At 37.6% G+C, this 20,434-nt stretch carries 19 protein-coding genes and 2 tRNA genes; 1 reads left to right on the top strand and 20 read right to left on the bottom strand.

Features of this window, described 5'->3' with window-relative positions; all coding sequences use genetic code 11:
* Positions 1-343: 343 nt before the first annotated feature.
* The 17 genes from BSO02S_RS27230 to sigW form a co-directional block, all read right to left on the bottom strand.
* Positions 344-496: a hypothetical protein gene (locus BSO02S_RS27230; RefSeq protein ID WP_157081483.1), complete on the bottom strand. Its 153-nt coding sequence runs from the start codon at positions 494-496 to the stop codon at positions 344-346.
* Positions 497-857: 361 nt separating this feature from the next.
* Complete coding sequence (locus BSO02S_RS18485) at positions 858-1,391, bottom strand: DUF4956 domain-containing protein (RefSeq protein ID WP_066070816.1); 534 nt, start codon at positions 1,389-1,391, stop codon at positions 858-860.
* Positions 1,392-1,641: 250 nt separating this feature from the next.
* A complete protein-coding gene (locus tag BSO02S_RS27225) occupies positions 1,642-1,803 on the bottom strand; it encodes a hypothetical protein (protein WP_157081482.1) in 162 nt (53 codons plus the stop codon).
* Between the two features lie 258 nt (positions 1,804-2,061).
* Positions 2,062-2,526, bottom strand: a complete 465-nt coding sequence (locus BSO02S_RS18480) for a YhfM domain-containing protein (RefSeq protein WP_066070813.1) — start codon at positions 2,524-2,526, stop codon at positions 2,062-2,064.
* A gap of 161 nt (positions 2,527-2,687) precedes the next feature.
* Complete coding sequence (locus BSO02S_RS18475) at positions 2,688-4,568, bottom strand: TnsD family Tn7-like transposition protein (protein ID WP_066070811.1); 1,881 nt, start codon at positions 4,566-4,568, stop codon at positions 2,688-2,690.
* Positions 4,537-6,249: an ATP-binding protein gene (locus tag BSO02S_RS18470; RefSeq protein ID WP_066070808.1), complete on the bottom strand. Its 1,713-nt coding sequence runs from the start codon at positions 6,247-6,249 to the stop codon at positions 4,537-4,539. The genes BSO02S_RS18475 and BSO02S_RS18470 overlap by 32 nt, the downstream gene beginning before the upstream one ends.
* Positions 6,227-8,398 (bottom strand): TnsB C-terminal domain-containing protein, encoded by a 2,172-nt coding sequence (locus tag BSO02S_RS18465; protein WP_066070805.1) that lies wholly within the window; start codon positions 8,396-8,398, stop codon positions 6,227-6,229. Before BSO02S_RS18465 ends, BSO02S_RS18470 begins: the two co-directional genes overlap by 23 nt.
* A gap of 15 nt (positions 8,399-8,413) precedes the next feature.
* The gene (locus BSO02S_RS18460; protein ID WP_066070803.1) at positions 8,414-9,223 is read right to left on the bottom strand and encodes a heteromeric transposase endonuclease subunit TnsA; all 810 of its coding nucleotides are present in this window, start codon (positions 9,221-9,223) and stop codon (positions 8,414-8,416) included.
* Between the two features lie 292 nt (positions 9,224-9,515).
* The gene (locus tag BSO02S_RS18455; protein WP_066070800.1) at positions 9,516-9,989 is read right to left on the bottom strand and encodes a hypothetical protein; all 474 of its coding nucleotides are present in this window, start codon (positions 9,987-9,989) and stop codon (positions 9,516-9,518) included.
* A gap of 302 nt (positions 9,990-10,291) precedes the next feature.
* Positions 10,292-10,531 (bottom strand): hypothetical protein, encoded by a 240-nt coding sequence (locus BSO02S_RS18450; RefSeq protein WP_066070797.1) that lies wholly within the window; start codon positions 10,529-10,531, stop codon positions 10,292-10,294.
* 153 nt (positions 10,532-10,684) lie between these two features.
* The gene (locus BSO02S_RS18445; RefSeq protein WP_066070795.1) at positions 10,685-10,900 is read right to left on the bottom strand and encodes a hypothetical protein; all 216 of its coding nucleotides are present in this window, start codon (positions 10,898-10,900) and stop codon (positions 10,685-10,687) included.
* Positions 10,901-11,302: 402 nt separating this feature from the next.
* On the bottom strand, positions 11,303-13,105 hold the full coding sequence (glmS, locus tag BSO02S_RS18440; protein WP_066070793.1) for a glutamine--fructose-6-phosphate transaminase (isomerizing): 1,803 nt from the start codon (positions 13,103-13,105) through the stop codon (positions 11,303-11,305).
* 473 nt (positions 13,106-13,578) lie between these two features.
* Positions 13,579-14,928 carry a phosphoglucosamine mutase gene (glmM, locus tag BSO02S_RS18435; protein ID WP_066070790.1) on the bottom strand — a complete coding sequence of 450 codons (1,350 nt, stop codon included), beginning with the start codon at positions 14,926-14,928 and terminating at the stop codon, positions 13,579-13,581.
* Positions 14,929-14,967: 39 nt separating this feature from the next.
* On the bottom strand, positions 14,968-16,197 hold the full coding sequence (locus BSO02S_RS18430; RefSeq protein ID WP_066070787.1) for a CdaR family protein: 1,230 nt from the start codon (positions 16,195-16,197) through the stop codon (positions 14,968-14,970).
* Positions 16,190-17,020, bottom strand: coding sequence for a diadenylate cyclase CdaA (cdaA, locus tag BSO02S_RS18425; protein WP_066070781.1), 831 nt, complete (start codon positions 17,018-17,020; stop codon positions 16,190-16,192). The genes BSO02S_RS18430 and cdaA overlap by 8 nt, the downstream gene beginning before the upstream one ends.
* Positions 17,021-17,224: 204 nt before the next feature.
* A complete protein-coding gene (locus tag BSO02S_RS18420; RefSeq protein WP_084375093.1) occupies positions 17,225-17,848 on the bottom strand; it encodes a zf-HC2 domain-containing protein in 624 nt (207 codons plus the stop codon).
* Between the two features lie 19 nt (positions 17,849-17,867).
* Complete coding sequence (gene sigW, locus BSO02S_RS18415; protein ID WP_066070773.1) at positions 17,868-18,431, bottom strand: RNA polymerase sigma factor SigW; 564 nt, start codon at positions 18,429-18,431, stop codon at positions 17,868-17,870.
* A gap of 162 nt (positions 18,432-18,593) precedes the next feature.
* On the opposite strand from sigW, the gene BSO02S_RS18410 reads away from it, so the two are divergent.
* A complete protein-coding gene (locus tag BSO02S_RS18410; RefSeq protein WP_066070770.1) occupies positions 18,594-18,785 on the top strand; it encodes an aspartyl-phosphate phosphatase Spo0E family protein in 192 nt (63 codons plus the stop codon).
* A gap of 35 nt (positions 18,786-18,820) precedes the next feature.
* Here BSO02S_RS18410 and rocF read toward each other — a convergent pair whose 3' ends face one another.
* The 3 genes from rocF to BSO02S_RS18395 form a co-directional block, all read right to left on the bottom strand.
* Positions 18,821-19,720 (bottom strand): arginase, encoded by a 900-nt coding sequence (rocF, locus tag BSO02S_RS18405; protein ID WP_066071006.1) that lies wholly within the window; start codon positions 19,718-19,720, stop codon positions 18,821-18,823.
* 515 nt (positions 19,721-20,235) lie between these two features.
* Positions 20,236-20,308, bottom strand: a tRNA-Lys gene (locus BSO02S_RS18400).
* Between the two features lie 2 nt (positions 20,309-20,310).
* A tRNA-Gln gene (locus BSO02S_RS18395) sits at positions 20,311-20,385 on the bottom strand.
* Positions 20,386-20,434 lie beyond the last annotated feature (49 nt).

Genomic DNA, 20,434 nt, shown 5'->3' with positions numbered 1-20,434 from the left:
GCTTAGCCTATTTGTACATAACCATCGCCGATGAAATACTGTTAAGTCAGTTCCCGACTTTTTTGTATTTCAACAATAAATGTTGACGTACAAAAAAGTCGGGAACTATGAAGTCCTAGAAACCGCATTCTTACGTTGAATTTTGTTACTTATAAAAATAAAAGTCGGGAACCGTGTTATTTTCTACTGTACAAAAAAGTCAGGAACTGAATCGGAGATAAAGATTGCATTTTTAACTGGTTCAGATAAGATGTATTAAACTTGTTTTTGACAATATTAAAAGGATGGCGTTTTCCATCCTTTTTGGCATATATAGAACCTTTGCAATTTTAAAGAACATTACTTATCCATTACTTATTGAGTTATTAATGTGTTGAAGTCTAAAGTCAATACCTTGTAATGTATCAACCAGCCTTTTTATTTCCAAACCAATAAAAAATATTGCAAAAATCATTACAACAAATAAAATGAGTTTAATCAGTTCCTTCTTATCCATCTTAACCCCCTGTTTATAATCACTTTTTTCAATCTAGCTTCTCTTTCTTTAATTCTACTAGCCCATCAATCGAATAAATTGTTGTTTATATTAATTTTAATGCATAAATGGAAATTCCTGCAAAAAGGATAAGAAATTTCCACAAAATATTTTCATTTAGGCTGTGTTAAATGTTAATGTTGTTTTTTTAAAAATTTAAAAGAAACCCACATTTGCAGTAACGGGTTCGGTTGAGAGGAAGAAAATCTAAAAAAACAACCCAATTAACAGCACTTTTGTTATCAAATTAACATTAAAAATAGCAACAGAAAAGGACCGATTATGTCGGTCCTTTTCTGTTTCACTTTTTCCGTCAGAATGACTATTTACCACTTTTAGTGGTCAGACCTTCTATTTGATAACTAATTATCCAGTCGGTATTTGGCAAATAATTAATCTCAAAACGATGTCCTTTCATTTTTTGAACTGAATATTTTGGAGGGGGGTCTAGAGATAGCCTTTTATTATTGATTGTAACAAAAACCTTACCTTCTATTTCGCTGCGTGATGAAGGTTCTTCATATATGATTTTTGAAGGGATACCTTCCAAGCGAGAATAGTTTTTATTGATGTAGGCTGGGAAATCAAGCCAGAAACCAGAAGAACTATAAATGGCAAAAGAGCCGATTCCTATTATCGATAAACCTAGAAACCAAATGGCACCTGTATTTGATTTGGGAGTTCCCGCAACCATAATAGGCTTTATCAAATTTAAAAGACCAAACAATGCAAATGCCAACCCAAAACCAGTTAATCCGAAACCATATAAAATGAAAATATTTGCATATAATCCGATACCGAAAAGGAAGAACGAAAAAAAAGTAATCCCAAACGAAGCTGAAAGTAATTTATTCATAAAATATCAAGAAACTCCTCGATTATTCATTATTAGCGTTATGTTAATTCATACTTTCCATTGGTAATTTTGTTTTTTATTTATAAGATTGATCCATAAAAGATAAATTGATTGAGTAGTCTATAATTTTAGACTTCCCGAAATAATAGTAAACTATTCTATCTTGTTAGTGAAATGCCAAAAAGGGACTCTGATTGAAGTCCCTTTTGTTAATGCTTTACCGTTTCATACTCCATTGTTTTTAACGTAATCAACCTTTTAACTTCATTGGAGACTGCCGTCTCAGTTCAATCGTAAATACAGCCCGTTTCTTTTGAAAAGCAACTGTACCCTCAGACACTTTATGAATGTAATCAATTGTCTTTGACAACTTATCAGCTTTTTTCTGCAATAGCAGTAATTCATAATTCATTTAACTTCTTTCCGATAGAGGCAGTCCTTTTTCTTAAAACAATTATTCGAACAAATTTGAAGCAGGAAATACAAAAAAATACATAAAAAATAAAAGAATTTACATTCCTTTTGAAGGTAAAAATCGCAATCACATTCTAATTGACATAAAAAATGGTGTCGGCAATTATTTGACACCATTTTTTCTTGTTTAACTAATGAATTCATTAGGTTAATTGAGTTATTCTATTAGATTATGCATTAAATAAGCACAAGGATCTCATTTATAACGAGATTCAACCAATTCAATCAATTTATCTGTCATGTCATTTGAAACAGTATAGATAGTGTTTGTATCTTCTGTTTTCATAAATACGCTTCTTTGTCCTTTTTCGCCTATCCATAAATATAAACTTTGTTGATTATTCTTATCGTAAACGACATTCATATAAAATTCAGGATCAGCCATATTAACTATACCAGGCTCTTTTACTGCACTTGAAAAGATGTCTTGAAAGGTTTTTAAGGATTCTTTATTATCATCAAAAGTTATTTCATTGAATCCTTTTGGTTTTGAAACGATAATACTTGTAAAATCATTTTCAATTGAGAGTTTCTCGTTGCTCTCTGATTTAGGTGATGAATTAACAGTAGTATCGGTAGGAACATTCTCTTTTGATTGACAACCCAAAATAAATAAAGACATAAAAACTAACGATACCGCCAAAGAGGAAAATTTTCCCAAATATTATTACCTCCTCAGTTTGTTACTTTTATTTAAGTTTGACGAGTAAAATCCTTTTTCTGTTACAATTTATAAATTTTTACCGCAGGAAATCAAAGCATCAAATGAATAAATTCATGGAGTTACACTAGGTGACTCCCATGAATTGTTTATTAAATATATTATCTTACTGTTTCGTATTCGGTTGTTCTTAACGTAATCAACCTTTTTACCTCATTTGAAACCGTCGGTCGCAGCCCTGCTTTTCTGTAAATTTGCCATTCGAGAATCGGCTCATTCTCGTTCTTGAGTTTTTCAAACCAAAATTCAACTCGCCGTTTCTGAAAAGCTACCGTATCCTCGGATACCTTATCGATATATTCCATGGTCTTTGGCAGTTTATCCGCTTTTTTCTGCAATAACGGTAATTCATTTAACTTCTTACCGATAGAGGCAGTCGTAATCTTTTTCGGTTTATCAGCATCCTTATCCCAAATTTGAACAACTTTTTTCACCTGTTTCAACAATTCATTATCCCGCTTCTCCCAATCAACACGCTTGTTTGGAATTTGAATCCTTTTCTTAACGGGAGAAAATTCATTAAGCCAATCACAATCATTACGATATAAAAATGCATACACATCAGGTGCCAATTTTCGTAATTCTGTTTTTGACTTTTCAGGGAATGACACCTGGAGTTCCACCCACTTGTTTTTCCTTTCATTTAATTGTGCTTCGAAATCCTCCAAAAGCTCATTTACATTTTTCATTTGAACTTTTGGAAGTTTCCACGGTACTTTTAATTCAAGCTCCGCAGCATATTTTTTAATAGTTGCTTGGTCCACTTGCATTTCCTTTTTTATCTCTGTAAGTGAGTATCCATCGTTAACCAATTCCGTGAGTTTCTCTTTCCAAACATGACCATATTCTTTTATTGTACCAATGCGGAAGTAGTCATCCTTGTTTTGGTCAGGACCTCTTCTAGAAAAAACAAAACCGCAATCACAGCGGAACGTTCCTACTGGTTTTCCTGTGTCGTAACACCTTGTAATCGTTAAATCTGTTACAACTGGTTTATGATAATTTGGACATGCAAGATTTAGACATAACCATGGAACCTTTCCAAATGGACCATGTTCCTTTTTATCAAACAAATGGTCCAAATCCGTTTCTAAAAACATCATGACCAACAAATGCCGAAGCGGATGAAAGGATTTGCGGTGTTTTTGGAATATCATGGTTAGCCAATCTGTTTCTTCAAAAAATACAGGTGATTGCAATAGTTCTAAGCTGCGTTCGGAGAATTTTGAACCAAAGCTCTGATATAACCTTTCCCGCTTTAGAAATCCATTGACACTTGCATACCCATTTTGTTTCAACAATTCCAAGTATTTATTTCGAACAGTATTATCAGTTTTTTGAAGATGGGTATTGTTTAAAAGCGATTTGGTTGCCTTTGAAACCTTTTTTAATAGTTCAAACTCATCTCTGTTTAACCCCTTTAAATCCACCTTCGTTCTTTCAACAAATGGGGTGGCAACGACAAACTCATGCTGGTTTTGAGCTTTGACTGAAACATTCGTTTCCTCCAATACAGTTTCATGTTTGGGACAAATAAACACACCTGGTGCTTGGTGAACCCGCCGCCAATACGTTTCGCCGTAAGTGTCCATGTCGTCTTTAATGCAATCACTACACACCCAAAGGTTTGTTTTTACTTTCACATTGCTGGCGGCAACACCGATACGGGTATGAATCGTGCTTCCATCAGTGTTCAACATGGACTTTTTCACTTGCTTCGCCTGTTTCGGAAGCAAAAAGGCGGAATAATAAGGATACATCGTATGATGATTAATCAGTTGATTATCACTCCAATATGAGCCCAGTTGGCTTAATAAAACATTTAAATTAGCTGGCAAATCCCAAACGGAACGAACTGTCCGTTTTCCGAACAGTTCTTCGACCGTCATTTTGGGACTGGTATTTCCAGACCATACATGATACCTTGCCAAAACGCTGTATAACAGTTCATCAGGATACGGCGTGGGAAACCAGTGCATCATTTTCTTCATCCTCCCAGAATTCATCTAATGGTGATTTAATAATTCCTTTATCCAGAAAATATTCATGAACTGATTTTTTCTTCTTTCTAGCTTCTTGCATTAATTGAACCAAATAATTTACGTTTGCCGCTTCCAATTTCTTTTTCTTAGCGGCAGTGCTTTCTGCTTTCCTTTCATCTTTATCAATTAGGAGTTTTATTGTTTCTTTTAGTACAACTGACTTTTCGATGTCATCTCCCAAGTTTTTAAAGACCTTTTTGATCGCATCCCCAACAACTTTTGGATCAAAATCCATTTCCAACAGTTGCAAGGTAACCTGTTCCAAAAGAGATTGCTCTTTCTTTTGCCTTTTTTGCTGTTGCAATTTCTTTTGAATACGAATCTTATCCTGAAAATCAATGGACGCTTTATACTTTTCAATTTCCTCATCCATGTCAATTGGGTGAATATCTTCATATTTGGCAATTTCACTTGGAATTCCTGACCGTAATGCGTCAAGCATTGGTTTGACCAGTCTTAAGCTGTCATTTGCCACTTGTTTCATGATTTGTTTTGTTATTTTTTCTTCCCCCGTTGCAATCGCTCTTATCTGTGTGAGCATAAAGAGCTTGACGGCAATATCAAGAATCCCTTGGCTTGCATCATAAAGCAAATCACTGAAATCGCTCGTTAAATCAGTGAAACGCTCTGTCCACTGGTATTCCCACATACCTTCAACGAATAATTCCCAAGACTCATCTTTTGGCATCTGCGACCAAACCATATCTCCCTGCCCGCTACCGCGTCTCGCTTGCCTAAACTCGCTTTGCAAAATGGAAATAGCTTTATTCGTGCCGACCATCAAAACAGGAATACCGATGGTGTTTACCAGTGTGACGAAGAAGTTCAGCATTTTATCGGAACCACCGCTTTTGCTAAGGCTAAGATGTTGAATTTCATCGATAATAAGAAGACCAATTCCATGGCGGCTTGCCAAGTGAGCCATTCGCTGCATCATTAAGTCGGTAGTGTTTTTCTGTGCCCCGAATTTATTTAAATAATTGGAACCTAGTAACCGATCGAGTTCAGAGAAAAAGCTCATACATAAACCTTTCAGTGAACCATCAAATGGACAATCAAGTTTCAGCCAACTAATTTGCGTAAATTGAAATGGCTTTCCTTTGTATTCCTGATGTTTGATGAGTTGCGGATAAAACGAAAGCACTCTTTCGATGGCGGTCGATTTTCCAATTCCTGATAGTCCAATAATGGTAAAGCCAGCCGCTGTTCGTTTTGCTTCTGTTTGATACGTTTTTAAAAACTTGCCTTCCTTTATCGCTTTGTAGCTTTCATGAATCCTCATGACCTCTTCTTTTTTCATCGGATTTCGGTGCAAGTAACCTTGACTGATAGCTCTTGAAATCCGTTGTTCAAGGTCAAGATGCTTTTCAAACGGCTGAAAATATTGAAACAACCTCTGGATACAATGAAAACGATAAGTCGCATTTAAGGAACGCTCTTTTTCGTCATGCGGCGGAAAAACCGATAAATGTTCGATTACATCATCTTCCGTAAAAATTGGAGGAAGAGCTTCAATTAAAGGATTATCTTCATAATCTTGAACGATTTGATTGCTGTAAATAGCATCAACCATTTCTTCACCATGCAGTATCTGTAAATCACTTGCTGCTAACCCTTGCACGATTCAACTTCTCCTTTTGTTTTTGACGTAATAACTCAATTTTTGATAGACCTCGTTTTGGTGCCGTTTCCTCCACAGTTTTTTCTTCAATCGGCTCAGTAAACTGTTCCGAGTCAGCCAGTAAAAAGGCTTCTTCTTTCCGTCTTGCTTCTTTTTCCATCGACCGATTATCTCGAATGCCTTTTACTTTTTGATTGTTGCTGATTTCCACCTTATCGTTATCAAGGGATTCTTTCGCCTTTTGAGCAATGTGCTCGATTTTGCTTGCCAAGTCAGAATTGGTCTGCTTTTCTTTATGAGAATACCCCTGTTCCTTTAACAATTCATAATTAAAGTAATATTCGACTTCCTCCATGGTTTTGCCGCTGTATTTCTTTTGATGATCAAGTAGCGTTGCCACTTCATAACTTCTGCCGCCTTCGTTAGGCAAGTAGATTTGTGACATATCTCGTGGATCATAGCAAATTGGAATTTTCCAGCTCTTATCTCTTGCTTCACCAAACCAATTTTCTTTTAATGCCGTTTCGCTGCTAAACCTCATCTTTTTAAATTCGATACCTTTATACGTTACCGTTGCGTTCGCGGTCGGAAGAAGATGAAGTTTTACAATATCTTCAGAGTAGGAGCGAAGTTTACCAGAACGGTTTTTTATCCCCCAATTCCATAAGTCTCGTGGAATAAGTGGCACTTCATCCTGAATCATCATTTCATCCTGATTATAGTTTTTTAACCAATGATGATTATTGTGGTGCAGGACACAATGGATAATCACGCTTGTGAATTCTTCCAATGTAAGAGTAGCATCCAGTCGGTAATCCCTATCCCCTCTTACCTTGACATCCGTATCCACAGTCCCAGGTAAAAATGGCTTCACTTTGGTGTTGATTACCCTAAAATGCTGTTCAACAATGCCCTTCCAATCTGCACGATACGGTGGTGTATTTTCTACTTTCATATGAAATGCATTTATTAGCCGCTCGACATTGTATCCTTTCAGTTCCCCTCGGTCGGCTAACAAGATTTGAGGAAGGTAATGGCAATCCCAGTCTTCTTTGGATATATCAATGCCGTATTGCTTACAATACCAAACTTTATCACTTGCAGTATTAGCAAGTGCCATCATCGCACCAAACCACGATGGTCCTTCGAGTCCGACATAAAGACCAACTACCATACGGCTAAATACATCAATCACAACATAAATGACAGGACGACCGATGATCCAGTTTCGATTAAAGGAACTGACCAAGTAAACATCGGCAACGGTTGCATCGATTTGATATTTGGTTCCTGGTCCATATAAGTCACCAACAGATGAACCTAATACTGCTCGGTGTTGTAATTCATATTTTCGGTTTCCTTTTCTCTTGCGAAGTTTTTCTTCCGTTTTGTAGGTCTTTTCGTACCAATATTGAAACTGCCTAAAAGTCGGGAGCTTATCTTCTTCTTGGAGAATCGGCATTTTAATCCCATTTTCATAACGATAATCCGCCACGAAAAAGGTTTTTAGCATCAGATCATACGTTGTTGATAAGGGGTTTTTCTTTGTCGTATGATAAAATCTCTGTACACTAACACCAAAAATCCTTTTTATTTCATCCGTGATAAGAATTCCTTCGCCGATGACATTTTCAAACTTTCGGCGTCTCCCGTTTTTCTTATCTTTGAATGTTTTTTCTTTTCCTCTGCCACCAGATTCTTTATAATCAGGCAGCAAAGCGTTCTTGACCATACCTCTTTGCCAAAATTGTTTCATATATTTATAAAACAATCGTTTGTTCTTTCCTGATTCCATAACAGCGGCATGAATAAGGCGACCTCTACTGTCACTTTCGTATATTTCTGGTTCCTGTAAAACAAGTTCACCGACTAACTCCCAACGCTCATCCCGCAATTCTTTACTTTTCTCCGAAAGCTGTTCCTCATTTTGATAGACAAAACCGTAAGGGTCGCTTTCATTGAATGTTAATAATTGTTCCGCATGCAGTTGCTGTAAATCAGAGATTTTCCGTTTCAAAGGAAGTACATTTTCTTTTTCAATATCAATGGTGTAACAGATGACATTTCCATCATCAATCCAAAGGATCCTTTCCAACTGTTTATTGCCATCAGCTGCTTGAATACTAATAATGTCGTTTACTATAAACATTCAATTCCTTCTTTCTTATATAAAGTCAAGTTTAAATACATCCTCCACCCAAAGGTGGGTGTAAATCTTCTTTGTTATATCAACAGGGACTTCTTTCCGAGCAATCAAATGCTTAAGAATTTCAAGCCCCATTCCGTTTTCCAGTTGAAAGGTTTGATCAAATTCTGACACCATTTCAATAATGGAAGTGTTATATTTTTTGATAAACGATTTCATTTGTTGGGCAAAAGTTTTAAGCGTGGTGGCGGGCAAGTCCTCAATTTCAAAATAGGAAGAATGCAGCCATTCCACATTTTCAACCATATCCTTTGGGATTTCCTTCTCAGTAATAATCCCCCAATCAATCCCGCGATCTTCCCAATAGGCACGTTCAATTTCGAATTTCTCAATCGTTCGTTCGTTTTCCAATTCGCTTGATGGCTTTATGGTTCGAGCGACATGTTTTGTGCCTGTCGAATCTTTTATTGTGATTAGAAAGTCGGTCGTCATTACAATCGGAACCTGGGATTTTGGATCGGTTGGATGTTTAATCCCTTTTTCATTGGCAATAATCCAGGTATCATCACGAATCAACGGATACTGCTCCCGAATATCCATAACCGCATCGTTCCATTCCACTACATAAAAATAGTTCCGCTCTAATTTAGATAAGAATTGATGGATACGATTTGTTTTCCATCCCTTTCCTCTTGTTGATACGCCGATTGAAGGAACATCTTGAATATTAATCCAGGGCTTGTATGTCTCGCCCTCTCCTTGTCCCCGACCTTCTTTTTCCATATCAAGTATTTTCTTTTCCGTTAATTCCGTTTTTCTTTTTGCCACAGTTATCACCCCTTTACCAGAAATATTCCATGTCCCTATCATAAACAGGAAGTGCCCGCCTTACATGTCACAAAATTTTCTAGTACCTCTTTTTACCAAAAAAATATTTATGACAAAAAACTTTATAAAGAAATATTTTTTTCGACTAATTTTTATTAGTCGCTCCTTGGATTTTTATGAAAGTATTTATTTTTAGGTAATTTTTAAACGACACTTTTCTATTATTATTTACAAAAAATGTAATTCACAAACAACAAAACTACAAAAAAGTAACCTGTTAACAAGTAACAGGTCAACTTTTATTACTTCTGATTTTTAAAAAACCATTAAAATGGTACAAGTTTTGATAAAACTGATCTCTATTTTCATTTTTACAATACTCAATAGAATAATAAAACAAAGCCTTTATTTCGGTTAGTATTTCTTCATTTTCCAGATGTTTTACAACTTCAGGGGAAAGCGTTCTATCCTCTGTTACTTTAAGGAGCAACTGCCGCCATGTTTTTGGCATTTTTACTTTTTCAAGTGATAACGCATTTATAGCTCCGTTAATTGACAGTTCATCAAAGGTTACTAAATACGACTCAAAGTAATCAATTTTTGGATCTCTGCCGCGAACAAACTCATCTACCCTTTGTTCTAATTCTGATGGCTTAACGTCTTTTTGGTATTTTCTTTTTAGCACCGACCGCAGCTTTTTTAAATACTCTTCAAGTTCATCCTGTTCTAATCCACCAATTGACTCTCTAACATTATTGACGAACATATCCTTCTCTCCCTTATTTCTCTCTTTATTTCAAGTAATTTCCGATAATTTAGAATTAATACCCCAATTAATGTTTTTATAGTTTTTATTTATTCTTTGTCAAAATATGAAAGGACCGCATTTCCGACTAACGGGTTTAGTTTTGGGGGGGAGAACATTAATTTACGGCTTAAATAACAAAGTGCATTTAATGTTCTTATCCCAAATAAATTAACACTATAATAAGCATACAAAAACGCACAGATTATAATATCTATGCGTTTTTACTCATATTTTCTTCCCTTATTTCACTAACGTACCCGTTAGTGAAATAATTTTAAAAGTGCAATGCCGATAACAATAGCCACAATAGATAATAAAAAAGCAAAACCACTTAGACTACTTGGACTAATACTTTCAAGGAAAACAGAAACTAAAAATAGCACCTTATTCGATGTTTTTTTGTTTTCATCCTTTTTAAATTCTTTGTACGCAGAAATCAATAAGGATACGGCAGATATCAGACCTATAAATAAAAGGACAATTCCAACGAATATAATCATAAAATTTATCCCTTCTTTGCTTAAACTATTTATATATTCCCCTGATTAAAACTTTCTTATTTAAGGTATTCTGCCTCGTTAATTCAATTGAAACTACAAAAAGAGCGTTATTCCCTTCATGGATTAACGCTCCTGTTATTCGAATACTATATTTTACATTTTACCTTTTTTTATCCATGTCCAAATTTGATAACTACCAAAGATGGATATTAAAAGAAGGACAACCATTGCAAATATCCATATACTCAATCTATTTATTTCTTGAAGGCTTGATGCATTGAAAGCTATGAAAATGAAAAAACCTATAAATATTAAGTAACAAAGCACATTTGGAACAATCCATGCAAGTCTTAATTTCGTATTTTTCAAAAAAGTACCCCCCTTTTATTGTAGAAACCTGTAATCAAAAGGATTGGAAATTCTTTTAGCGAACTTTCCATCAATAGAGTTCCTTAACTTTATTCTACTTTCCTTCCTAGTTATTTGAAGAAGTACAGACTTTTTTTAAATCATACCATAATATTACAACATTTCTATTTATCTCCTGCCCTTATTCCTTAATTCCACTCTGAAAACAAAAAGACCCAATCCTTAAATTGGATTGAGTCTCATTTGATCAAATTTTTCACATAACCATCGCTGGTGAAATAATGTTAGGTCAGTTCACGACTTTTTTGTCTAGTTCCCAACTTTTTTGTTGAGTTCACGACTTTTTTGTCTAGTTCCCGACTTTTTTGTATTTCAACAATAAATTTCATTAAAATAGTCGTATTACTCAACCGTCACTGACTTAGCAAGGTTACGCGGTTTGTCAACGTCGCAATCGCGGTGTAAGGCTGCGTAATAGGCAATTAATTGCATTGGGATGACAGAGATAAGTGGTGTTAATAGTTCATGTACTTCTGGGATGACGAAGCTATCTTCATCCATATTTAGACCCTTCATCGATATGATGCATGGGTTCGCTCCGCGGGCAACGACTTCTTTCACATTGCCACGAATGCTTAGGTTTACACTTTCTTGAGTGGCAAGGGCAATAATTGGTGTTCCTTCTTCAATCAAAGCGATTGTACCATGCTTTAATTCGCCGCCTGCAAAACCTTCCGCTTGAATATAAGAGATTTCTTTAAGCTTTAAGGCACCTTCTAAACAAACATAATAATCGACGCCGCGGCCGATGAAGAAGGCATTGCGTGTTACTGATAAAAATTCTCTTGAAATGTGCTCAAACAACTCTTTTGAATCACAAAGAACTTCCATGGCATTGGCGATAATCCCTAGCTCATGCACAAGATCAAAATCAACATTAATTTTTTGGCTCTTCGCAGTCACTTCCGCTAAAATAGCTAACACAGCTAACTGTGCGGTATATGCCTTTGAAGAGGCAACCGCAATTTCAGGACCAGCATGCAGCAATAAAGTATACTCCGCTTCACGGGATAGAGTTGACCCCGGCACATTGGTAATCGTTAACGTACGATAACCCATTTCTTTAACTTTCACGAGCACAGCACGGCTGTCGGCTGTTTCGCCACTCTGTGAAATGAAGATAAACAACGGCTTCTTCGTTAGAAGCGGCATATTATAAACAAATTCACTGGCAATATGAACTTCAACAGGAACGTTAGCAATGCCTTCAATGAACTGCTTTCCAACAAGGCCAGCATGATAAGAAGTCCCGGCTGCAATAATATAGACCCGGTCAGATTCGTTCATGGCGCTGATGATTTCAGGGGCAATCGTTAATTCCCCCTGCTCGTTTTGATACGTTTGAATAATCTTACGCATCACAAGCGGCTGCTCATCAATTTCTTTTAACATATAGTGAGGGTACGTACCCTTTTCGATGTCACTTGCATCAAGTTCAGCTGTATATGGCGCACGGCTAATGATATCACCGTTTAGATTTTGGATGGTTACATCATTCTTTGTAACAAGAACAATTTCCTTGTCCACTAGTTCTAAGTACTGATTCGTGACTTGAATCATTGCCATTGCGTCACTAGCAACAACATTAAAGTCGTCACCAAGACCAACAAGAAGCGGACTTTTATTTTTTGCCACATAGATCGTTTCATCGTCCTGTGCATCTAAAAGCGCAAGGGCATACGATCCATGTAAAAGTGTCAGTGTTTTACGGAACGCTTCTAAAACCTCTAAGCCTTCCTGAACAAATAGTTCAATCATTTGCACAATAACTTCTGTATCTGTTTCACTTACGAAAGTAACATCTGTTAAAAATTCACGCTTTAAAAGGTCATAGTTCTCGATGACACCGTTATGCACAAGCGTAAAACGTCCAGATGTACTTTGATGGGGATGGGAGTTTACTTTGCTTGGAACCCCGTGTGTTGCCCAGCGTGTATGGCCAATCCCGACGTTTGCCATTACGTCTTCATCAACAATTCCGCGTAAATCAGCAATGCGGCCTTTTTCTTTAAAAACATGAATGCCGCGCTCGTTTCTTAAAGCAATACCAGCTGAGTCATAACCTCTATATTCAAGCTTTTCCAAGCCTTTTAATAAAATTTCCTTCGAGTCATTATTACCAATATATCCAACAATTCCACACATTTTTAAATTTCCTCCCTAATATAGGGGGCAAGGTGCTTCTGAGGGCGTACTTGCCCCCTTATCTCTGTTTTTTTTGTCAGGTATCTGTCTATACCTTTTTGAAAAATTACGGATAGTATGCGCATTTTCTTCTCTTTGTGCACAAAGTTGCCTCCATGTTTTAAAGAAGAAATTTTCGGCCTTGCGCACGCAGCCGGGAGGTATCCGCCGAATTTTCGATAAACCTCCACCTCGTCAACTAATCTAACCACTGAAGATTAGTTCAGGCGCTTTTAATTATACGTTTTTTCTGCTGCCCTCCTTTCAAAAAATGACAACCTATTGCTTTAAGATAACAAAGCAGATTAATCTTACATGATTTGTCAGTCGTCCGTCAACTAAAAATATAACTGTTAAAATTTTGTTCACGAACCATTCATAATAAAATATGCATAAGGGAACCTTATAGTTCCCCTATGCATATTCATTGTGTATTATTCTTTTAATTCCATTTCTTCTTTTACTATGGTGACAATCCGTTCAACATAAGATGCGCATAATTCCTCTGTCGCTGCTTCCGCCATGACGCGGACAAGCGGTTCAGTTCCAGATGGGCGGACAAGAATTCTTCCGTTTCCAGCCATTTCAGCTTCCACCTGTTCAATAACCTCTTTTACTTTTAAATTATCGGTCACGTGATGTTTATCGGTTACTCTTACATTGACAAGTTTTTGCGGATATTTTTTCATCTCTCCGGCTAATTCGGATAGTGGCTTCCCAGTTACCTTCATAATATTAACTAACTGCAGCCCAGATAATAGGCCGTCACCAGTGGTGTTATAATCCAAGAAAATGATATGGCCTGACTGTTCGCCGCCTAGATTGAAACCATTCTTCTTCATTTCTTCTACTACATAGCGGTCACCAACAGCGGTTGGCACGCTATGGATTCCATGGGTTTCAAGGGCTTTATAAAAGCCAAGATTGCTCATCACCGTCGAAACAATTGTTCCATGTTTTAAGCGCCCTTGTTCTTTCATATACTTGCCGCATATGTACATGATTTGGTCACCGTCAACGATATTTCCCTTTTCATCAATGGCAATTAGGCGGTCGCCATCTCCGTCAAAGGAAAGCCCAACATCAGCCCCTTTTTCCTTCACCAATCCTGCAAGTGCCTCTGGGTGTGTCGAACCAACACCCGCGTTGATATTTAATCCATTCGGTGAGGCGCCCATCGTCGATAGATCGGCATCCAAATCCGCAAATAAGTGGCTGGCTAAAGATGACGTTGCCCCGTGTGCACAATCCAAAGCAATATGGATTCCCGTAAACTCTTCATCCACACTATTTTTCAAGTATTGCAGATACTTTTGACCGCCTTCAAAATAGTCCATGACCTGTCCAAGGTCTCCGCCTGTTGGCCGCGGCAATTGATCTTCCGGTAAATCGATTAGCTGCTCAATTTCTAGCTCCTGTTCATCCGAAAGTTTAAAACCATCTGGTCCAAAAAACTTTATCCCGTTATCCGCTACTGGATTATGTGAAGCAGAAATCATCACGCCTGCTTGTGCCCCTAATGCTTTAGTTAAATAAGATACACCGGGCGTCGAAAGTACGCCTAAACGCATGACTTCGGCACCAATAGAAAGTAAGCCTGCAACGAGGGCTCCTTCAAGCATATGACCCGATATACGGGTATCACGGCCAATCAGTACTTTCGGACGATCCTTATCCTTTGTTAAAACGTATCCGCCGAAGCGGCCTAATTTAAAGGCTAGTTCAGGTGTTAATTCACTATTTGCTACGCCGCGTACCCCATCGGTACCAAAATATTTTCCCATTTTAAAAAATCTCTCCTTCAACATGATTATTGCTGGATATTATGCATTAGTTTTAGAAATCGTAATTTTCGCTGACGATTTATCAGGTTTCCACCTTACATCTGAAGGACCTTCTATATGAATGTCCACTTTATGATTCCCTTCCGTAAAGCTGGACAGGTCGATATAAATAGTGAAATCCTCAGATTTTAATGCATTTAGCGAGTCGCTGGGGCCGTCTACCAATAAATTAATCATCTGATCTGCAGGGTTATCTATATCCGCTTTATAATCTTCGGATAATCCGCGGATTTCTATTGGTATTCCCGAAACAGTCTTCTCGCCTCTTTTGTTGACCACTACTGTTGCTTTCACCATTTGCGGAGTCACCTTCGTAATACCATTGGAGATGATGACAGGTAAAGTGAGTGTGGTATTGTCGGTAATTTTACTGATATCTACTTCCACACGGACATTAACCGGGTTCTTCAGGGTATCTTCATCCGCTGTAATCGTCGCTTCTTTTGTATCAAGGACAATTGATTCAATTGTCACTCCTGATGGTGCTGTTCCTTTTCTGACCACATTGATTGGAACGGTCTTATTATTACTTTTAACAGGAATCGTCACTTTGACTGTATCTGGCTCCACTGCTACATTTAACTTATTTAGCTCTTTGTCCAGCACTTGTATACGAGCTTCTTCAGTCATCGTTTCCTTTAGCTTTGTTTTTCCATTCAGGGTTGCCTTTACATAGGTAATCCGGTCAATTACATCTTTCGCCCCTGTAATCTTCACTTTACTTGGCTCGACAATAGGCCTTCCGGCGGAATAGCCCTCTTCAATTTGGCCCGAATTAAATTCTGCGTCGACATTGAATTCCCTTGTAATCTTTTCCTGAATCGAAACCGTAACCGTGTCTGGTTTAATGGTGGCATTTAATTTATCCGATAAATTCCTTACTTTTAATTTCACTTTCTGCTTTCCAATCTTTGCCTTTGTCAAATCGACATAAATCTCGAAGTTCTTTTGTGCCTTAGCATTTTCGACATGCGACATTGGACCTTTAATGGTGATATCAGCCTTGTTAGGAATTCCTGATACAACTAAGTTCTCTGTATCATAATAAACGTTTACAGGAATATTCATGATCGTATCCGTTGTTTTCTGCCCTGGCACATTGACATCCGTAAATTTACTACCTGAAAGCGCGACAGTAGAATATAAAAGCAACGCCAATAACAAAGCAAGAATTTTTATAAACCAAGGGTTATCCATCAATTTATCCATTGTTCTTTCCCCTCCAGTTCCAACGAGCTGAAGAAGCCTGTTTCGTTTTGTTATGAATCAACAATTCACTTGTGAGTATTTCTTTAAATTCCTCTGTATTTAAATCGCGATGGAGGGCCCCATTCTTTGTCAGTGAAATGTTACCCGTCTCTTCTGATACGATGACTGTTACACTATCCGTAACCTCACTAATTCCTAACGCGGCCCGATGCCTTGTTCCCAGCTCCTTTGAAATAAATGGGCTCTCGGATAAGGGAAGATAGCATGCTGCTGCCGAAACATTATTTCTTTGGATAATAACGGCACCATCATGAAGCGGTGTATTTGGAATAAAGATATTAATGAGTAATTCAGAAGAAATATTGGAATTTAACTGTATTCCCGTTTCTATGTAATCACCCATGCCCGTTTCTCTTTCAATCGAAATCAAAGCCCCAATACGGCGCTTGGCCATATAATCTGTTGCCTTTAAAATCGCTGCAACCGTCTTTTCCTGGTTATCGTCATCTGGGCTGCCACTTCTCGAGAAAAACCGTCCCCGTCCTAATTGCTCTAGGGCTCTCCGAAGTTCAGGCTGAAAGATGATGATAATCGCAAGGAATCCCCAATTTATTGCCTGCTGCATCATCCAGCTTAATGTAATTAAGCCCAGCCACTCACTGACAACCCTGACAAGAAGAATAACCAGAATTCCTTTTAATAACTGAACGGCCTTTGTTCCTCTTATCACATTAATCAGCTTGTAAATGACATACCAGACGAGGACAATATCAACAATACTAGCTAAGTATTTCCATAGTGTGAAATCAGCAAACAACTGCATTGTTTTTCCTCCGTAATTTTCTTAAAACACAATTAGATTATAACCTACTTATTATAACATACATCTACCTTGTCCTTATTATATACAGCTGTTTAAAGAAAACTCGCCGATTGGCGGGCCGTTAGGCAGTTCATAAGGCATAGTTGCACTTATGCTTTCCTATTGGCTAAAAAAACAAATCACCCTTGAAGAGTGATTTGTTTTTTATTCAGTTTCCGGATGATCGAATATATCAATGGACTCTTGAGAGATCTTTTTCATATAATACCAAATCCAGTCGAAAACCTCATTTACTTCTTCAATTTGGCCTGTTACATGTCCCGCTGAAGCCAAATACCTCTCACCATTTATGACCGTAGCATCCCCTTGAATTTCGCCTTCAATCTTTAATTTCCCATTTCGAACGATGACATCGCCCTTAACGATTTCTCCCTTAGGAACAATGACGGTATTGTTCTTAACTATTAGGTTCTTTTGCTTCGAAACAGAAAATTCCCGGTCCTGGTTCCAAGTGGATAGTAAACTTCCTACCATTAATATAAAAAATAATGACGCCGCTGAAAGCATTGGATGATTCTTTAACCAGCGTCCCATTCGTACTTTCTTCTTCTCCTTTGGCAGCCCAGATAGAACCTTGGCGGTAAAATCACTGGGAGCCTGCATATGTGAAATACTTTTAACAAAAGCAACGGTCTTTTTTAATTCATTAAAAAGAGTTTCACATTCTTTACAATCTTGGAGGTGTTCTCTTAATAGCAGTTCGTCGGTTGGATTAATTTCCTCATCTAAATATTTATGCATTAGTTCGATGATTTGTTCTGGACACATTAACGGATTCACCTCTTTATCACACATATCGTAATTGTTGTCTTAATGCTTCCCGGCCACGGTGAATTCTAGTTTTAACTGTCCCAAGTGGCAAATCGAGAATTTCACTAATTTCATTTAAGGACAACTCTTCCATATATTTTAATACGATGGCTGAACGATACTTATCAGGCAATTTCAAGATTTCCTTCTGCACGGTTTCCTGTAGCTCAAGGCTTTCTAACTCCGACTCCGGCAGCTTTGCTTTCGAAGGGATCTTTGAATACATCGTTAACCCTTCTGCTCCTCCAACTTCTGCATCTAAATAATGATCAGGTTTCTTTTTTCTCATCCGATCAATACAAAGATTCGTTGCAATTCGAAAAAGCCAGGTTGAAAATTTTAAATCTTGATTAAACGATTTTATATTAACATAGGCACGGATAAAAGCCTCCTGTGCCATATCCTCGGCTTCATGACTGTTACCAAGCATCCGGTAACATAATTGATAGACGCTGTTTTTATATATTTCAACGATTTCACCAAAGGCATCCTGATCGCCTTTGATTACTTGTTTGATTCTTTTTTTAACAATTGCTTCCATTAAGTTACCTCAGCTCCAATGCTGCTAAACGATACTACGAATCGTTAGCGAAAAAGTTTCGTTTTTAACGAAAAAACTTCTCATACTTATAATATTAACAAAAATTTACCAAAGTGGTTAAAAATAAGTTTAAAGAATTTTCCGTGGGGAGATAAAAGTAATATGGAACAGGAAAGAGGTTATGGATTAGTGGGCGATCTAGTACTTGGCTTATTAGAGGAGATTGAAAATTGCCGGGATGAAATGGTTCGTTTAGCTTCTGGGGCTTCATTATTAAATCAACAGGTGATCGAAATGAGCATTAAGCTGGACTTGTTACTAAATGAATATCATTCGTTTATTACAAAAAGATAAGCAGCTCCATTATAGCGATGCAGCTGCTTTTCTTTTTATAGTAGTTTTTCACCGAATAAGGATCCCATTAGCGCGACAGCACAAATGGCTGTTTTATTTTTCTCATCCAGGATTGGATTTACCTCTACGAATTCTGCAGAAGTAATAATCTTGGCTTCTTCTAGCATTTCCATTGCCAGATGGCTTTCACGGTAGCTGATTCCCCCCATGACAGGTGTTCCGACGCCTGGAGCATCAATAGGGTCTAGCCCGTCTAAATCAAGGGATAGATGGACGCCATCAGTATTATCTTTCAGGTAGGTAATCGTTTCTTCCATTACCTTCGCCATCCCCATCCGGTCTATTTCATGCATTGTGTAAACTTTAATCCCTTTATCTTTAATTAATTCTCTCTCGCCCTCATCTAAGGATCTAGCACCGATGATGACAACATTCTCAGGCTTTACCTTCGGGGAGTAGCCGGCAATTTCGGTTAACATTGGATGTCCTAACCCCACGCTGACGGCTAAAGGCATACCATGGATGTTTCCTGATGGGCTTGTCTCTGCCGTATTTAAATCACCATGGGCATCATACCAAATGACGCCAATATTCTCATAGTGTTTGGAAACACCTGCTAATGTACCAATGGCAATGCTGTGATCCCCGCCAAGGACAAGTGGGAACGCTCCCGACTGAACCGCTTCACTAACCTTTTCGGCAAGTATTGCACTTTTTTCAGCGACTAAATCTAAATTTCTTAGATTTGATTCTTTATCAACAACTACCTCTGGTCTGCCAATGGCAATATCACCTAAATCATGGATTTCATCAAAGAGAGGCTTTAGTCGTTCATTTATCCCAGCATAACGGATGGCGCTTGGGCCCATATCTACCCCTCGCCTCATTTGCCCTAAATCCATCGGCATCCCAATTATTGAAAGTCTTTTAGTCATTGTCATTGTGTATACTCCCCCCTACACCTTAATAAGTATATTTTAACCGCTTTCATTGCAATGACTCAACTCGACAAAAAAATGTATATATATGCGGTGGAGGACGAAGGCTCATGGTTTGACTGCTTAGATTAAAAAGTTGAACAATGTAGGGGTTGGTGGTCAAGAAAGGTGAATAATTTAACATATTAGAGGTGCGAATTATTTTTAATGACCTCGCGAGGTCTCATTTTCTATTTCGAGATATATGAACCGCTCATATGAGAGCTCTGAGTGCCAATCGAGGTTCAAAAAAGCTAACGACCGGCACTGAATTGTACTCTGAGTGCCCATGGAGGTACAAAAAGGCTCTCAACCGGCATTGAGACCTTTTCATCCTATATTGTATCAATCTAAATAGATCAATAACCTCCATCAGATTCTTAACTTAAAAAGTAAAGAATCATCATACATTCCAAACAATAAAAAACCTTAAATCAATTTAGATTTAAGGTTTTCTGCCGATATTAAATTAATGAGCCATGAAGGACTCGAACCTTCGACCCTCTGATTAAAAGTCAGATGCTCTACCAACTGAGCTAATGGCTCTCTGGCTGGGCTAGCTGGATTTGAACCAACGCATGTCGCAGTCAAAGTGCGATGCCTTACCGCTTGGCTATAGCCCAACAAAGAAAGAATAATATCTAGTATGTCCAACTTTTTTTAAAATATAAA

This window comes from Neobacillus soli NBRC 102451 (assembly GCF_001591665.1).
GTDB classification, from domain to species: Bacteria; Bacillota; Bacilli; order Bacillales; family Cytobacillaceae; genus Neobacillus; species Neobacillus soli.
The sequence above is the reverse complement of the archived record's forward strand: the minus strand, read 5'-3'. Positions and strand labels throughout refer to the sequence as shown.

Bases quoted from the DNA above. Each gene is read 5' to 3' on its own strand.
- cdaA (WP_066070781.1), bottom strand. From the start codon at position 17,020: ATGCAGTTGTTTGCTGATTTCACACTATGGAAATACTTAGCTAGTATT.
- BSO02S_RS18475 (WP_066070811.1), bottom strand. From the start codon at position 4,568: ATGATGCACTGGTTTCCCACGCCGTATCCTGATGAACTGTTATACAGC.
- BSO02S_RS18455 (WP_066070800.1), bottom strand. From the start codon at position 9,989: ATGTTCGTCAATAATGTTAGAGAGTCAATTGGTGGATTAGAACAGGAT.
- BSO02S_RS18420 (WP_084375093.1), bottom strand. From the start codon at position 17,848: ATGTGTCCAGAACAAATCATCGAACTAATGCATAAATATTTAGATGAG.
- BSO02S_RS18410 (WP_066070770.1), top strand. From the start codon at position 18,594: ATGGAACAGGAAAGAGGTTATGGATTAGTGGGCGATCTAGTACTTGGC.
- BSO02S_RS27225 (WP_157081482.1), bottom strand. From the start codon at position 1,803: ATGAATTATGAATTACTGCTATTGCAGAAAAAAGCTGATAAGTTGTCA.
- sigW (WP_066070773.1), bottom strand. From the start codon at position 18,431: ATGGAAGCAATTGTTAAAAAAAGAATCAAACAAGTAATCAAAGGCGAT.
- BSO02S_RS18450 (WP_066070797.1), bottom strand. From the start codon at position 10,531: ATGATTATATTCGTTGGAATTGTCCTTTTATTTATAGGTCTGATATCT.
- BSO02S_RS18465 (WP_066070805.1), bottom strand. From the start codon at position 8,398: ATGTTTATAGTAAACGACATTATTAGTATTCAAGCAGCTGATGGCAAT.
- BSO02S_RS18430 (WP_066070787.1), bottom strand. From the start codon at position 16,197: ATGGATAAATTGATGGATAACCCTTGGTTTATAAAAATTCTTGCTTTG.
- glmS (WP_066070793.1), bottom strand. From the start codon at position 13,105: ATGTGTGGAATTGTTGGATATATTGGTAATAATGACTCGAAGGAAATT.
- BSO02S_RS18485 (WP_066070816.1), bottom strand. From the start codon at position 1,391: ATGAATAAATTACTTTCAGCTTCGTTTGGGATTACTTTTTTTTCGTTC.
- glmM (WP_066070790.1), bottom strand. From the start codon at position 14,928: ATGGGAAAATATTTTGGTACCGATGGGGTACGCGGCGTAGCAAATAGT.
- BSO02S_RS27230 (WP_157081483.1), bottom strand. From the start codon at position 496: ATGGATAAGAAGGAACTGATTAAACTCATTTTATTTGTTGTAATGATT.
- rocF (WP_066071006.1), bottom strand. From the start codon at position 19,720: ATGACTAAAAGACTTTCAATAATTGGGATGCCGATGGATTTAGGGCAA.